Raw genomic sequence first — 14,124 nt, 5'->3', positions numbered from 1 at the left:
GTTGAATACATATCCTCCTTGCCAAAAGGAAAACATAATTTTGTGTGGTAATGGTAACATTAGGGAGGAGCTTATGGAAAACTTTAGAAATAAACTTCATAATAGACGTTACTTGGCGCACGTTAGCATACTGGGAACAACGCAACTGCATAAACGTAATCCAATTACTATCGCCTGTTGGTCAATAGCTTTTCCCGGTTTTGGACATCTGCTCTTAAATAAATATCTGCGTGGATATGCTCTGATTCTGTGGGAGATGTTTATTAACCAGAAAATACAATTAAATGCAGCCATGGTTTATACATTTAACGGTCAATTCCAGGCAGCCAGAGATGTATTGGATCCGAAATTCATGACACTTTATATCCCAGTTTACTTATTTGCTATTTATGATAGTTATCGAACGGCGGTTGATATGAACAAAATATATCTTCTGGCCCAAAGGGAAAAAGGACGCTTTAATGAGTTTAGCATAGGAGCACTGGAGATCAATTACCTCGATAAACGTAAACCATGGTTAGCTGTTGTATGGTCGATGGGAATCCCTAGCGTTGGCCAACTGTATTTACATCGTATTGTTTTGGCTACATTTATTTTATTAAGTACAATTGTAATCGTATGGCAATCGAATCTAATCCTCTCATTACACTATCTGATCTTAGGGGATGTGGGCACCTCTTCTTCGGTCCTTGATAGGCAATGGCTTTTGTATTTCCCCTCCTATTATTTCTTTACAATTTATGATTCCTATACGAACACCGTAGAAAATAACAAGCTGTTTGACGAATCTCAAAAACGATACCTAATAGAAAATTACCAGCCAGTTGGGCATATCATCACAATTGGAGATAAATGACTATGCAAATTTTGGCCACATTCGAGTATTCAACCTTCCTTGAAATAGCCATTACAGAACTTGAAGAGAAGGGAATAACAGCCGTTTACGCAGTACCGCTTGATATGCGTAAAAAAGAACCGAGACTTCTTGATAGTATACACCGAGCTGATGGACTGTCATTTATCGATAAAGGTATGATTTTTGCCTTTATGTTTTCAACCATCGGTGCTAGTAAAGGGTTCGTATGGCAAGGAGGGCCAATTATCTGGGGAATTGTCGGTGCTATTTTAGGATTTCTAATAGGAGTTGCCCTGAATTGGTTAGTTTACCTTTTGAAACGTAACAAAAAGCAACTTCAACTTAAAATGGGCAAAAAGGGAGATGTCATACTAATTGTTACGTGTGAGGACAATCAGGTATCGGTTGTAGAAGATATACTCTGGGATCATAAAGCTCTTGGCTTGGCTATAACTAGATAAGAACACCAAGACTGGCATACTCCACAGTCGGAGCAAACGAATGAAGTCGACCATCTCTTTGGTCGACTTCTTATTATTCTATTGAGCGGTCAAGATCTGTGGGCCTTCAGCGGTGATGGCGATCGTATGCTCGTATTGTGCGGCGAGCTTGCGATCCAATGTCCGTGCGGTCCAGCCATCCGCGTCGATTGTCATGTGGTAGGTGCCTTCGGTGATCATGGGCTCGATCGTGAACACCATGCCTTCCTTGATGCGAGGGCCTTTGCCGGGCTTGCCGACATGTATATAGTTCGGATCCTCGTGCAGGTCCCGGCCAATACCATGCGCGAGAAGGTCGCGCACGACGCCGAAGCCGTTCGATTCGGCATGCCGCTGGATCGCGCTTGTCACGTCGCCGAGCCGATTGCCGGGCTGCGCCTGCGCGATGCCGAGGTCAAGGCATTCCTTCGTGATGCGCATCAGCTTCTTGGCCGTCGGCGAGATCTTCCCGACCGCATAGCTCCAGGCCGAATCGCCGAGCCAGCCGTCAAGCTCTGCGACCGTGTCGATCGTCACGATATCACCTTCCTCAAGTGGCTTATCGCTGGGGAATCCATGCGCGATCACGTCGTTGATGGAGGCGCAGGTCGCATATTGATAGCCCTTGTAGCCCTTCGTGTAGGGCTTGGCGCCGTGCTTCAAAATAATCTCTTCGAAGATATGCTCAATCTCGTTGGTCGTGATGCCCGGCTGGATGAGCGGTGCGATCGTTCGATGGCATTCGGCCACCACTTGGCATGCCTTGCGGATGGCCTCGATTTCATATTTGCTTTTTAAGATGATCATGTTCGTATCAGGACTCCTTAGTAATAGCTTGCGCCGCAAGATGGGCGATTCGATCGACGTCCAGCTCAGAAGTGCCCGCGTAGTAGTGTAGCCCGCAGCAGCCGACCAGCACGGCAAGCATATGGTCGACGCTATCGTCATGGCGCTGGATGATCGTTTGGAGTGGAACGTACAGCCGTTCCATGAACCGTCTCTTAGCAGGGAGCCGATCCTTCTCAGACAAGCCTACATAATGTTCCGCCGCCATCTTGTAGACGAGATATGCTCGGGCATCCGACTGCCATAGCCGAAGCAGCGCCTTGCAATACGTAGCAACCTGCCTGTCATTCGGGCGTACACCGCGGATGTTTGCCCATTCTTCTAGGGCTATCTCGCATCGTTCGAAACCGCTATCGAGCACATCTTGTATCAATAAAAGTCGGTTGGGGTAATAATGGTACACTGTGCCGTAACCGAGCTTTGCCTCGCGGGCGACATCGCGAATATCAAAGCTGCCGCCCGTGCGGAAGTAAGCGCGTGCGGCGGCGTCTAGGATCTGTTCTCTACGCTGCGTGCGGATGAGCTCATTTTGTTCTTTGGTACGGGGACACATAGAATGTGTGAACCTCCTTATTTAGACCTGCAAATTTGTCTATATAAAATATTATCGCATGTGGCAGAGATATGCAAATTTCTCTGTTGGTGGAGATCAATTTGTGTTAAGCCAGTTTTATCTATTCCATTTTGTTATAAGCACTATGAAAAACTATCATTCAATATTAGGGTTATGATATAGTTATTTATATGATTCTTGTCGATTCGTAGTTGGTAAATCGCAGGCGGATCAGCTTTTTCAGTATTTTTGAATTGATAGAAGGCAATGAGTAATTACCCGGGAGAAGGAAGGTAACTTTATGAACCACGTTTATCAAAAAGGCAAGGATTTTGCAAAGTCCTACATAGAACCCTACACAGATCGGACAGACAAGGAGTCGAGATTTCCCGAGGAATCCTTTAAGGAGCTAGGGGAACAAGGCTTTTTGAAGCTCCTTATACCGGAACAATTCGGCGGATTTGGCAAAGGACTTGAGGAGCACGCCCAGGCTTGTCTGGCATTCGCGGAGACCTGCTCGACTACGGCTCTTTGCTATATGATGCATAATGTCGCAGTGATGTGCTTGGTCGCTCATGGTAGCGATGAACTGAAGAAAAAGATTTTTACCGACATTATAGAAAACGGAAAATTCATGGCTTTGGCCTATAGCGAATTCGGGTCAGGTACCCATTTCTATATTACAGAAATGACTGCTGACGTTAACGGGGACCACACAACGTTCAATGGAAAGAAGAGCATGGTAACGTCCGCATCCTATGCGTCCTACTATCTCGTTCTTGCGCCATCTGTGGAAGAAGGAAAGATTAACAACTGGGTATTCCCTCTCGAATCGAAAGGCTTGTCTTTTGAATTGTCAGAATGGCAAGGCATGGGAATGAGGGGTAATTCGTCGTGTCCCATAAACATTGATCATGTAACGTTGGATTCATCTTACCGCATCGGAGCGGAGGGTTCGGGTCAGGAGCAGGTATTCAATGTAGTCGCTCCATTCTTCATTACTGGGCTTGGAGCTGTATACAGCGGTACGGCCATGCATATGTTCGAAATAGCCAGCGGCCATGCTGCGAACAGGAAATATCCGGATGGAAGCACTTTGTCCAATATTGAAACTATCCAAATTCATATAGCGAATATTTACAAACAGGCATCTGCCGCAAAAGCAATCACGATGGAAGCCGCCAGAGCAGGCGCGGGCGGAGAAGCTGACGCACTTGCCAAGATTTTGTCGGCCAGAATCTTTGCCTCGGAAGCAGCAATCGAATGTGGAAGGCTTGCTATGAGAGTTGGTGGTGGAAAAGCTTACAATAAGGCTCTTCCACTCGAAAGGCTGTTGCGAGACGCATACGCAGGTCAAATTATGGCTCCAAGTGCCGACGTTTTGACTGTTTGGCTTGGAAAAGCATTAACGGGTCAGATGATTCCATAAAGAAACAAAGGAGTGAGCTCTGTTGAGTAACGATAAAATAAAAGTCGGGGCGGTTATTTACGATCCTCGGGTTACTGTAATCTGGGGGATCATCGCAGATTTTTTCAAAGAGGAAGGGCTGGAAATCGAATGTGTCTTCTATAAGGATTATGAAGATCAGGTTGACGGCTTGATGAACCGGGAAATTGACATCGCCTGGAATTCCCCTCTGGCTTGGTTGGATACTTATCTTCGAACAGACGGAAACTGCCAAATGGGTTCCATGAGAGATACGGACCGAGACAGAAAGACCATCTTCGTTGTTCGGAAAGACAGCGGCATTACCAGTCTCGATGGGCTAAGGGGCAAGACGATTGGCTTTGGAGCGATAGATTCTCCTCAAGCAAGATTGATTCCAATCAACCATTTGCATAAGAATGGACTTGAGTATGGGGCGGACTATACGGAGCAAAGGTTTGACATCGGCGTTGGCCTCCATGGAGACCATGTCGGGGGAGAGCTGGATGCCATGAAAGCATTGATGGCGGGAACGGTTGACGCTTCTGTAACGTTGGACTTGAACTGGGAAGCCTGGAAGAAGGATGGCACCGTTGATGAAAATCAATTGGTATGCCTAGATACGACGGATTTGTTTGACCACTGCATTTTCACCGCACATCCTGATTTTTCAACGGAAAGATTCGCGGAATGGCAAAAGGTGCTTCACCGAATGGACTATACCAATGAAGCGCATCAGAAAATGATGGATATGGAAGGCTTGAAGAAATGGGTGGAAGGCAGAATTACGGGATTTCAGCAGCTGCGCGAAGCCAATGACTATTTGAAGTTCTTGAATAAGTAATCATATCAAAAAGAGAAGCGTGGATGGTTCCGCTACTTCTCTTTTCACTATTTATATCACTTCGGGAGATTATACACATGAAAAAGCAGAATTTACCGTTATTCCCTACCTCCTTAATCGGAAGCATGCCAAGATCAAAAATGGTGCTAAGCGCCTTAAGAATGAAGAGAAGCGGAAGGATGGAGGCAAACGACTTCAACCAGCTTCTTGAGGAAGAAACTCGTAAAGTCGTCAAGCTGCAGGAGGATTTGGGGATAGATGTCATCACCAGCGGCGAGCTGGGACGGGATAATTATGTTTCCTTCGTTTCCGATAAAATAGGCGGCGTTCAAATGATGAGCATGAGTGAAATGCTCGATTACGTGGATGATAAAAAGGCGTTTGAGGACATGCTGACCGCACTTGATGTTCCGGCCGTAAGTATTAAGAATGCGATTTGTACCGGTAAGCTGCAGTACAATGGGGATATTGTCGCGAGTGAGCTTTTGACCCTGAAGAAGTTCACCGACAAACCCGTTAAGGTTACATTACCGGGCCCCTATCTGCTTACCCGGTCAATGTGGCTTCCTAATCTTTCCGGCAAAGTATACGGGAGCAAGGAAGAGCTTGGACAAGATGTGATAAGGATCTTGAAGGAAGAAATAGACAACCTTGTGAGATTAGGGGTTGATGTGATTCAATTTGACGAGCCGGTGCTAACCGAGGTTGTGTTCACAGAGGGAAAGCCAAGATCCTTTATGTGCGCGGCTCTCTCCGAGAGAAAGGATCCGAAAGAGGAGCTTGAATTTGCAGGTTCCTTGATTGGACAAATTATGGAGCATATTGACCGAAGCAAGACGGTCGCTTCTCTACATGTCTGCAGGGGCAACTGGAGCAAGAAGGAAAGTACTTTACTAACCGGACCCTATACACCGCTGCTTGAGTTATTTGCCAAGGTGAATCCGGACCTGCTAACCCTTGAATTTTCCACGCCAAGGGCAGGGGAGCTGAACTCCTTATTGGCTGATCCAAGGATTGCAGAGCATACGGCGCTTGGTTTAGGCGTAATCAATCCGCGTACGGATGAAATTGAGACCATAGACCCTATCGTTACAAGAGTGCAAGAGGCCATGACCTATCTTCCAATGGACCGAATATGGCTGAATCCGGACTGCGGGTTTGCTACCTTCGCCAATAGTCCTGTCAATGTACTTGAAACGATTTCGGGCAAAATACGTTCGTTGACGGAAGCAGCCTCCATATTAAGGAGCAACTATCATGAAGCGGGCAAATGATGAAACAAACACCTTATATGAGTCCAAAATTTTTGATCTCCACTTTAGAGGAACATCCAATGATCTCTCCTCTGTGAAAATTTATACGAATAAAAACAGTGTTCAGATCGATAAGCAAATCAGTTTTGATTCGGAATACAAACCAGTCACTAGTCTTGAATACTTCGCGGGATCCGTGTTAAGCAGCATCCTTTTGTCGTTTTTGGAGCAGTCGAAAAAAAGGGGCTCCATCATTGAAGAAATGGAAGGCGTTTTGAACCTTTCTCTGGAGAACCCTTTATCTTTGATTGGTGTAAAAGGATACGATGAAGAACCGTTTATCTCGAAAATGATAGTGACCGTTTTTTTATATGTTGATCTCGAGGACAAAGCTTTTGATGATTTTTGCTTGGGCGCGCTTGCCAATTCCCCTATTTACAATACGCTAAAAAGATCAATGAAGCTTGAGGTCCAATTTAAAAAGCTGTTATGAGGTGCCGGTGCTGTGGTTATACCGGGGCCGTCGCCAGTTGCACGAACGCCTCGATAAGGGCCCGGCAGGATGAGTCGCGCATAAACACCAGATAAAATTTCCGCTCGGCCGGCAATTGTTGCACGACCTTAATGCGGCCCTGTTCAATCAGGCTTTCAGCATCCAGACTGGAGACGACGGCAAGTCCCATTCCGACTTCGACTAGCTGTATGATCAGCCCGGTATCGCTAACCTCTGCGGCGCATTTCACTTTGTCCGGCAACAGCCCCATGGCGGATATGGCTTGCTCGAAAGCGGTTCGCGTGCCGGAGCCGGTTTCCCGGAGAATGAACGGACAGTCCGCTAAATCCCTATCCGACCAGTCGGGCCGATTGGAGATGACGACCAGCTTGTCTGCCGTCATAGGGATGTAATCAGCCTCGGGATGCTCGGGTTTGGTCCCCACATAGGCGATATCAATCGAGCCGCGATAAAGTGAATCCAGTATTTGCTGCGAATCCGCAACGTTGACGGACAATTCCACATGCGGGTAGGTGGAGTGAACGTTCATCAGGATTCCGGGCAAGAGGTGTTTGGCCGGGATGGTGCTGGCACCGATGCGCAGAAGGCCCGACAGCTGGTTGCTTACACTGTGGCAGGCATCCGACAGCTTGTTCCAAATCGAAAGTATATTTTTACCGTTTAAGTATACTTCACGTCCGGCTTCGGTCAGCTTGATCCCATTGTCTTCCCGCCGCAATAAAGTAACGCCGAGGCCCGCCTGCAGTCGCCCAATTTGCTTGCTGACGCCGGGTTGGCTGATATTCATCGCATCGGCTGCGGCCGTATAACTCCCCAGTTCACAAACCTTTATGAAGGTCTCCAAATATCTCATGTCCATTCCAATCACCTGCTTCCACATCTTTATAACGAATCATACCTCATTTGAACAAACCATGCCAAGGAACGTTGCACTGTTGGTGAACGTTAGTTCCACTACAATTTGTGGCCCCCCAATACAACGTGCTTCTTTGCCCATTTGGTCCATTGTGAGACGTTCATCCGCATACTCCTATACAAAACAGCTATATTCAGAATAGATTACACTATTGTACTAGAAATCCACTCGTGCCTTAATGGCAGTACAGATTTCAGAATGGAGGAATGTTTTTTGGGAGACATCCTGCCTAAAAATTTAGCGAGAAATAAAGTGTTTGGTCCGTACTCGCATGCTGAAGGATTTCAAACGATCGCAAATGGAGAAGCGTCGCATGTGGAAGGGCTAGATTCCATAGCAACCGGATTGGGTAGCCACGCAGAAGGCTTCGCAACCAACGCGTTTGGAAACTTCTCTCATGCAGAGGGCAATCTTACCAGAAGCACGGGAATCGCCTCGCACGCTGAAGGTCAAACGACATTTGCCGTAGGCGACTTTTCACATGCTGAGGGTTATGAAACGCAAGCAATTGGAGAAAACTCCCATGTGGAGGGCTTTCAAAATCGTGCATTACGCAATAGCTCTCATGCCGAAGGCCATGGCAATAATGCGGAAGGAACTGCCTCACATGCAGAAGGAGGGGCTAATAAAGCACTGGGGGACTTTTCCCATGCAGAAGGCACACTCACCTCCGCAAGCGGATTTGCCGCTCACGCGGAAGGCAACCGCTCTAGCGCAAACGGATTGGCAGCTCACGCGGAAGGTATTGGAACTATAGCGATAGGGGAAGCAACACATGCCGAGGGAAAGGAAACAAAGGCTACCGCAAATTTCGCTCATGCTGAAGGGAATAGAACGATTGCAGGTGAGCTGGGGGCTCATGCTGAAGGTCTAGGAACGGAAGCAACCGGCCTTTATTCTCATGCGGAAGGATTGCTTGCAAGAGCAAGCGGAGGCGCATCCCATGCGGAGGGGGAAAATACGCTGGCGTTTTCCCATTATGCTCATGCTGAAGGGAGAAATACGGCAGCTGTCCACACCGGCGCCCATATTATGGGGGATAACAGTACATCCAGATTTCCATTCTCCTGGCATTTAGCCAACGGATTGACGAATGGACCTTCACAAAACTCCGCAATCATAGAGGGAACAACAGGAAATATGTATCTCGACGGAACCATATTTTCACCCAATGCTGCTGATTATGCAGAAATGTTTGAGACCTATGATATGAATCCTATTATGCCGGGGTATTTTGTCACGTTAGAGGGAGATAAGATACGCAAAGCAACTGCAGACGATCATTACATTCTTGGCGTGGTAAGTGCAAGGCCGGCGATAGTCGCGGATGCAAGCGATTTGAGATGGCACAACTTATTTGTTAGAGATGAATGGGGAAATATTCAATACCATGAAGTTGAAATTCAGGAACGTGTGGATCAAGAGGGAAAAGTTATTCAACTCGGGTATGTGAAGAGAGAGCCTATTCTCAATCCTGAATATGACCAGGAGCAGAAATATATCCCGAGAAACGAACGTCCTGAGTGGGCTGCGGTAGGCGTACTTGGGAAATTGCTGGTGAGGGATGACGGTACATGCGTGGTTGACCAGTATTGCTGGAGTAATAATGAGGGAATTGCAACCGTCTCAAATCAAGGCTATCGGGTGATGAGAAGATTAGGGCCGAATCAAATCCAAATTTTTGTTAAGTAGCCATGTAGATATAAAGATGTGAAACGACACAGCTATTCAAATAGAGAGACCTTTACCGTTACGGCAAAGGTCTCTCATTTTTTGTTATCATGAACTGTGACATGGTATAATTTGTTTGGAAGTAACGTAACTGAATGGTGTTGTACACCAAAGGAGAAAAAACTATGGAAAAAAACAAACTACTAAGAATGGACAATGTTGGCATCGTTGTAGAATCCCTTGATAATGCAATCTCTTTCTTCGAGGAAATCGGCTTGAAGCTCGAAGGGCGAGCCACTATCGAAGGCGAATGGGCTGGTCGCGTAACGGGACTGGGTACTCAGTGCGTAGAGATTGCTATGATGGTTACCCCTGATGGCCACAGCCGACTTGAACTTTCGCGATTTCTCAACCCACCAACTATATCAGACCACCGGACTGCTCCTGTAAACGCCCTCGGTTATCTACGCGTCATGTTCACCGTTGAAGATATTGACGAAATGGTATCGAGACTCACTAAGCATGGGGCTCAGCTAGTTGGCGAAGTGGTTCAGTACGGGGACTCGTATCGGCTCTGCTACATTCGTGGAACTGAAGGACTTCTAATCGGTTTAGCGGAACAGCTCGGTAACAAATGAGCACTGACGTTTCCATAAACGAGTTTACACAAAATGATTAACAGACCCCTCTAACCGTCCGATTCCTTACAAGTAATTTAAGCCGCAATATGGATCAATCTTTAGTAATTTTAAATTTTCCATAATCGATCAATACAATTTTTCTTTTTAACTTTCCTATATTATGCCATATCGGTTTATTTCTGAGGATATCACGGGCAATAATTCCTGCTTTTCCGAACTTCTTTTTTAGACGAGTTATTTTCTTGATATATCGTTTTTTTTCAGAAATTTCTTCTGCCTTTTTCATAATGACCCATCCAAATCCCGATTTTTTGACTTTAGCTAGATGTTTTTGAAGGGACCGCGGAGATTTTTTATATATTTTTTTCTCTATTTGATTACTTTTTATCCCTTGCTTTGTTGTTGCTACTTTTAAAACGTAGCCATTATCCATATCATAAACAATACGGTAATTTCCGATTCCAAGTGTTTTATAAGGTAATTTCAGTTTTTTTTCCGCTCGTTTTCCGGTTTTTTTTCCTTTGGGGTAATTCTTTTTTTTCATTTTTTTGATCCACTTTCGCACCATTGATTTTGTTTCCCGATCTATGATTTTACTAGACATAGTCCCCCTCTCCTTTTCGAAGGATTAGCGTAATTGGTTTATTGTATGTAAAAGTTCATATTTTCGACTGTACTGCTCTCACGCGCGGCAAGGATTACAAAGATTTAGGCGGCAACTATTTCGCAGTCTCATTAACAGGTGGCAGCAGGGATATGGTATAAATAATATGGATGTGAACTGTGACTCGTAAGCCACCTCCGCCGATTATGGCCATTTTTACAAGAGAGGAAATTGATTATGAATCAGCTGGCCATCAGACAAATGAAGAGATTTAGAAACGAAGTTACCCGCTTCATGATGATCTATAAGTTTGCCTTGGATGAAATGGAAACCAAGATTGAAATTTTACAGGAGGAATTTCAGTTTTTGCACGAGTACAACCCAATTGAACATACGAAATCTCGTCTGAAATCCCCTGAGAGCATACTAAATAAGCTGCACCGCAAGAAATGCGAAATTTCTTTCGAAAGCATTCGGGAACATATCAAGGATATCGCCGGTTTGCGGATCACGTGCTCCTTTTTGTCGGATATCTATACGATTAGGGATATGCTGAAGAAACAGACGGACCTTAGAATCCTGGAAGAAAAGGATTATATCCAAAACCCCAAGCCGAACGGGTATCAAAGCCTTCATCTTCTGATTGAGGTTCCCGTATTCATGTCGGACCGAATCGAGAAGGTATGCATTGAAGTGCAGATCCGAACCATTGCCATGGATTTCTGGGCTAGCCTGGAGCATAAAATCTTTTATAAATACAATCAAGCCGTTCCTGCAAGTTTATTGGGGGAATTGAAGGAGGCGGCTGATGCCGCGGCAGCTTTGGACCGGAAAATGGAGCGATTGCATAAGGAAATAGAGAAGCTGAAAGAAGAGCAGCCGGAATTAACCGAGTTGAACCGCATCATCATCAATAATCAGGAATTTGCGCTTCCGCCCGCTTTGCTGGAGCTGTTGGACAGTGGTAACGAGAAAGATTGACATAAGCGTTATAACGAATTAGTGCCCTGTTGGAAGCGTTTTGTTACCCTAGAGAGTGGACTCACCCCACTCTCTTTTTGTTGTTCGCAGTCTATAATAAAACCACAGGCAACACAAACAAGCAGAAAAGGGGCAGCATAGATGATGAAAAAAATGGTTGGTCTCGGACTTGGCGTAGCATTGACGGTCGGCTTGACCGGCTGCGGAGGCGCGGACACGAATGCGGGCAAGAGCAGCGGACAAACGCCTCAGCCGGCTCAGAAGAAGATCATCAAATATTGGACGGACGACCGTCACGATCAGGAGTACATTAAGGAGCTGATCAATCAGTTTAACGCCTCAAATAAGGACAATATTGAGGTGGAGTTAACGGTCATGTCCGAGAACTATAATCAGAGCGTCGATATCGCCTTCTCCAGCAATCAGGCGCCGGACGTGCTTCGACTGAAAAGCGCCAATACGGAAACCTTCTTCAAAAAAGGTTACCTGGCTCCGATCGATACGTATTTGACCGACGGCATCAAATCTAAGTTCTCGACCGTGCTGATCGACGGAGTCAACCGCTTCGACGGCAAGCTGTACTCGCTTCCGAATACCGGACTTACACTGCGGCTTGTATATAACAAGGATTTGTTCGCCAAGGCGGGCATTCAGAATCCGCCGCAATCGCTTCAGGAAATGGTGGATGCAGCTAAGAAAATAACGGAAACGGGTAAAAAGGAAGGCGTGTACGGCTTCGCGCTCAACTTCAAAAACCCGAAGAGCGCGATGGATCGCTCCGTACGGGAAATTTTATCGCTTAGCGGTCATCAGGGATTAGGCTTTGATATCAAAACCGGCAAATTTGACTTTACTCCGTACGCAGAGGTAATCAAATCGTTCAAGCAAATGTATGATGACGGCAGCATTTTGCCGGGGGCGGAGACGCTTGACATTGATCCGATGCGGGCACAGTTCGCGGCGGGCAAGATCGGCATGTATCTTTCCTTCTCGACGGAGCCGGGCGTATATAAGGACCAGTTCCCGACGAAAATCAACTGGGCGGGCGCGCTCCCGCCGACGCTGGACGGCAAGCGCGGCGGCACCTCCGAGATCGTCTCGGCGGGCACGTGGCTCGGGCTGAGCAACAACTCCCAGAATAAGGACGCAGCCTGGAAGTTCATGCAATTCATGTACGGGGACGAGGTATTGACGACCTACCACGAGAAGGGCTTTGGCATCGCGGTCGTACCGAGCATCGCCGAGAAAGCGAAGCAGCCTCAAATTCCGGGGATGGAAGGCTTCCTGGTAGGCAAGCTGGATTCGCTCTGGCCGGTATCGCCGAATGTGTCGCCTGAAGGAATGAATTATGCCGACGCTTTCTTCAAGTACATGCTGGCCGGCGGAGATTTGGCGAAAATCGTTCAGGATTTGAATACCCGCTACAATGCGGCTTTGGATAAAGCGGTCCAAAAGGGCGACGTGAAGGTCGCGCCGAACCCGGGCTTTGACCCGGCCAAGCTGCAGGGAAAATAAACGGCAAGGGCAAGAGTCTTCGCCCGATGGTTCGGCGAAGGCTCTTTGCCGTCCGCATAAGTCCCCTAGCTTGGGCAAGGCGTCATTAGTAATCAGTAGAGAATTTATGGAGGAGGAGACGTATGTCCGCATGGAGACGGCTGAGTGAAAACACGCTCTTTCTTTTTCCAAGTGTCATCCTAACCCTCGCCTTGGGCATTTACCCCTTGGTCTGGGTACTGCGTTACATGTTCTACGACTACCCGGGCTATGGCGAGGAGCTATTCGTCGGGCTCGATAACTTCCGCAGGCTTGCCACCGACGTACAGTTTTGGGAATCAGTCCAAAATACGTTCATTTACGCCGCTGGCAAGCTGATCATCACGATTCCGCTTTCGCTGCTGCTCGCGGTCATTCTTAACGGAAAGCTGCGAGGGCGCGGGCTGCTTCGGGCGATTTATTTTATGCCCACGGTCATTAGTACGGCGGTCATTTCCGTCGTGTTCTATATTATTTTTAACTCCTATAACGGCATGGTCAATCAGATGCTGCTCCAATATTCGATCATATCCCAGCCGATCGAATGGCTCGGTCCGAAATACGCGATGCTGACGGTCATTATCGTTGCGGCATGGGGGGCGGTCGGAAACTATATGCTGCTGTTCCTGGCGGGACTGCAAAGCATTCCGAACGACCTGTACGAAAGTGCGGCGATCGACGGGGCGAACGCGGGGCAGCGCTTCCGGCACATTACGATTCCGATGCTAGGCCCGGTGATGCAGATGATCATTATGCTCGCGGTCATCGCTTCGCTTAAAGGCTATGAGAGCATTATGGTCATGACGGAGGGCGGTCCGATCGGCCGTACGGAAGTGATGTATTTGTATCTCTACAAGCTGCTTTTCCCGGTATCCACGGGGGCGCCTGTCGACCAGCAGATCGGCTACGGCAGTGCGGTGGGCTTCGCCACAGCGTTGATCGTCGGAGCCATTACGGCCGTGTACTATTATTTCAGTCGAAAAATGAGCAAGGTGTTCTAGCTCGAG

General features: G+C 47.1%; 15 protein-coding genes. 11 read left to right on the top strand and 4 right to left on the bottom strand.

Annotated elements, in window-relative coordinates; genetic code table 11:
- Window positions 1–73 precede the first annotated feature (73 nt).
- Complete coding sequence (locus RAC89_RS28315; RefSeq protein ID WP_306617042.1) at window positions 74–856, top strand: hypothetical protein; 783 nt, start codon at window positions 74–76, stop codon at window positions 854–856.
- Between the two features lie 2 nt (window positions 857–858).
- Complete coding sequence (locus RAC89_RS28310) at window positions 859–1,317, top strand: hypothetical protein (RefSeq protein WP_306617041.1); 459 nt, start codon at window positions 859–861, stop codon at window positions 1,315–1,317.
- A gap of 78 nt (window positions 1,318–1,395) precedes the next feature.
- Here RAC89_RS28310 and map read toward each other — a convergent pair whose 3' ends face one another.
- Together map and RAC89_RS28300 are read right to left on the bottom strand one after the other, a co-directional pair.
- Entirely contained in the window at window positions 1,396–2,142 is a 747-nt protein-coding gene (map, locus tag RAC89_RS28305; protein ID WP_306617040.1) for a type I methionyl aminopeptidase, read from the bottom strand.
- A gap of 7 nt (window positions 2,143–2,149) precedes the next feature.
- Window positions 2,150–2,734, bottom strand: a complete 585-nt coding sequence (locus tag RAC89_RS28300; RefSeq protein WP_306617039.1) for a TetR/AcrR family transcriptional regulator — start codon at window positions 2,732–2,734, stop codon at window positions 2,150–2,152.
- A gap of 301 nt (window positions 2,735–3,035) precedes the next feature.
- On the opposite strand from RAC89_RS28300, the gene RAC89_RS28295 reads away from it, so the two are divergent.
- The 4 genes from RAC89_RS28295 (at window position 3,036) to RAC89_RS28280 (ending at window position 6,750) form a co-directional block, all read left to right on the top strand.
- The gene (locus tag RAC89_RS28295) at window positions 3,036–4,163 is read left to right on the top strand and encodes an acyl-CoA dehydrogenase family protein (RefSeq protein WP_306617038.1); all 1,128 of its coding nucleotides are present in this window, start codon (window positions 3,036–3,038) and stop codon (window positions 4,161–4,163) included.
- A 22-nt stretch (window positions 4,164–4,185) separates the two neighbouring features.
- A complete protein-coding gene (locus RAC89_RS28290) occupies window positions 4,186–5,004 on the top strand; it encodes a phosphate/phosphite/phosphonate ABC transporter substrate-binding protein (protein ID WP_306617037.1) in 819 nt (272 codons plus the stop codon).
- Between the two features lie 77 nt (window positions 5,005–5,081).
- Window positions 5,082–6,278: a cobalamin-independent methionine synthase II family protein gene (locus RAC89_RS28285; RefSeq protein WP_306617036.1), complete on the top strand. Its 1,197-nt coding sequence runs from the start codon at window positions 5,082–5,084 to the stop codon at window positions 6,276–6,278.
- Window positions 6,262–6,750 (top strand): OsmC family protein, encoded by a 489-nt coding sequence (locus RAC89_RS28280; RefSeq protein ID WP_306617035.1) that lies wholly within the window; start codon window positions 6,262–6,264, stop codon window positions 6,748–6,750. Before RAC89_RS28285 ends, RAC89_RS28280 begins: the two co-directional genes overlap by 17 nt.
- Before the next feature lie 16 nt (window positions 6,751–6,766).
- On the opposite strand, the gene RAC89_RS28275 is transcribed toward RAC89_RS28280, so the two are convergent.
- Complete coding sequence (locus RAC89_RS28275) at window positions 6,767–7,630, bottom strand: selenium metabolism-associated LysR family transcriptional regulator (protein ID WP_306617034.1); 864 nt, start codon at window positions 7,628–7,630, stop codon at window positions 6,767–6,769.
- A 270-nt stretch (window positions 7,631–7,900) separates the two neighbouring features.
- Here RAC89_RS28275 and RAC89_RS28270 point away from each other — a divergent pair, with 270 nt between their 5' ends.
- The gene (locus RAC89_RS28270; RefSeq protein WP_306617033.1) at window positions 7,901–9,379 is read left to right on the top strand and encodes a peptidase G2 autoproteolytic cleavage domain-containing protein; all 1,479 of its coding nucleotides are present in this window, start codon (window positions 7,901–7,903) and stop codon (window positions 9,377–9,379) included.
- A 164-nt stretch (window positions 9,380–9,543) separates the two neighbouring features.
- Window positions 9,544–9,996: a VOC family protein gene (locus RAC89_RS28265; protein ID WP_306617032.1), complete on the top strand. Its 453-nt coding sequence runs from the start codon at window positions 9,544–9,546 to the stop codon at window positions 9,994–9,996.
- Between the two features lie 94 nt (window positions 9,997–10,090).
- Here RAC89_RS28265 and RAC89_RS28260 read toward each other — a convergent pair whose 3' ends face one another.
- Window positions 10,091–10,603, bottom strand: a complete 513-nt coding sequence (locus RAC89_RS28260; RefSeq protein WP_306617031.1) for a hypothetical protein — start codon at window positions 10,601–10,603, stop codon at window positions 10,091–10,093.
- 237 nt (window positions 10,604–10,840) lie between these two features.
- Here RAC89_RS28260 and RAC89_RS28255 point away from each other — a divergent pair, with 237 nt between their 5' ends.
- The 3 genes from RAC89_RS28255 to RAC89_RS28245 all read left to right on the top strand — a co-directional run bounded on the left by RAC89_RS28255 (window position 10,841) and on the right by RAC89_RS28245 (window position 14,118).
- A complete protein-coding gene (locus tag RAC89_RS28255; protein ID WP_306617030.1) occupies window positions 10,841–11,584 on the top strand; it encodes a GTP pyrophosphokinase in 744 nt (247 codons plus the stop codon).
- Window positions 11,585–11,725: 141 nt separating this feature from the next.
- On the top strand, window positions 11,726–13,099 hold the full coding sequence (locus RAC89_RS28250) for an ABC transporter substrate-binding protein (protein WP_306617029.1): 1,374 nt from the start codon (window positions 11,726–11,728) through the stop codon (window positions 13,097–13,099).
- 122 nt (window positions 13,100–13,221) lie between these two features.
- Window positions 13,222–14,118: a carbohydrate ABC transporter permease gene (locus RAC89_RS28245; RefSeq protein ID WP_306617028.1), complete on the top strand. Its 897-nt coding sequence runs from the start codon at window positions 13,222–13,224 to the stop codon at window positions 14,116–14,118.
- Window positions 14,119–14,124: the final 6 nt, after the last annotated feature.

The organism is Paenibacillus sp. GD4 (assembly GCF_030846225.1).
GTDB lineage: Bacteria > Bacillota > Bacilli > Paenibacillales > NBRC-103111 > Paenibacillus_G > Paenibacillus_G silviterrae.
Note: the sequence above shows the minus strand (reverse complement) of the source record. Positions and strands in the feature narration are given on the sequence as shown.

Excerpts from the sequence above, each read along its gene's own strand:
- RAC89_RS28315 (WP_306617042.1), top strand. The coding sequence starts at position 74 with ATGGAAAACTTTAGAAATAAACTTCATAATAGACGTTACTTGGCGCAC.
- RAC89_RS28310 (WP_306617041.1), top strand. The coding sequence starts at position 859 with ATGCAAATTTTGGCCACATTCGAGTATTCAACCTTCCTTGAAATAGCC.
- map (WP_306617040.1), bottom strand. The coding sequence starts at position 2,142 with ATGATCATCTTAAAAAGCAAATATGAAATCGAGGCCATCCGCAAGGCA.
- RAC89_RS28300 (WP_306617039.1), bottom strand. The coding sequence starts at position 2,734 with ATGTGTCCCCGTACCAAAGAACAAAATGAGCTCATCCGCACGCAGCGT.
- RAC89_RS28295 (WP_306617038.1), top strand. The coding sequence starts at position 3,036 with ATGAACCACGTTTATCAAAAAGGCAAGGATTTTGCAAAGTCCTACATA.
- RAC89_RS28285 (WP_306617036.1), top strand. The coding sequence starts at position 5,082 with ATGAAAAAGCAGAATTTACCGTTATTCCCTACCTCCTTAATCGGAAGC.
- RAC89_RS28280 (WP_306617035.1), top strand. The coding sequence starts at position 6,262 with ATGAAGCGGGCAAATGATGAAACAAACACCTTATATGAGTCCAAAATT.
- RAC89_RS28275 (WP_306617034.1), bottom strand. The coding sequence starts at position 7,630 with ATGGACATGAGATATTTGGAGACCTTCATAAAGGTTTGTGAACTGGGG.
- RAC89_RS28265 (WP_306617032.1), top strand. The coding sequence starts at position 9,544 with ATGGAAAAAAACAAACTACTAAGAATGGACAATGTTGGCATCGTTGTA.
- RAC89_RS28260 (WP_306617031.1), bottom strand. The coding sequence starts at position 10,603 with ATGTCTAGTAAAATCATAGATCGGGAAACAAAATCAATGGTGCGAAAG.
- RAC89_RS28255 (WP_306617030.1), top strand. The coding sequence starts at position 10,841 with ATGAATCAGCTGGCCATCAGACAAATGAAGAGATTTAGAAACGAAGTT.
- RAC89_RS28250 (WP_306617029.1), top strand. The coding sequence starts at position 11,726 with ATGATGAAAAAAATGGTTGGTCTCGGACTTGGCGTAGCATTGACGGTC.
- RAC89_RS28245 (WP_306617028.1), top strand. The coding sequence starts at position 13,222 with ATGTCCGCATGGAGACGGCTGAGTGAAAACACGCTCTTTCTTTTTCCA.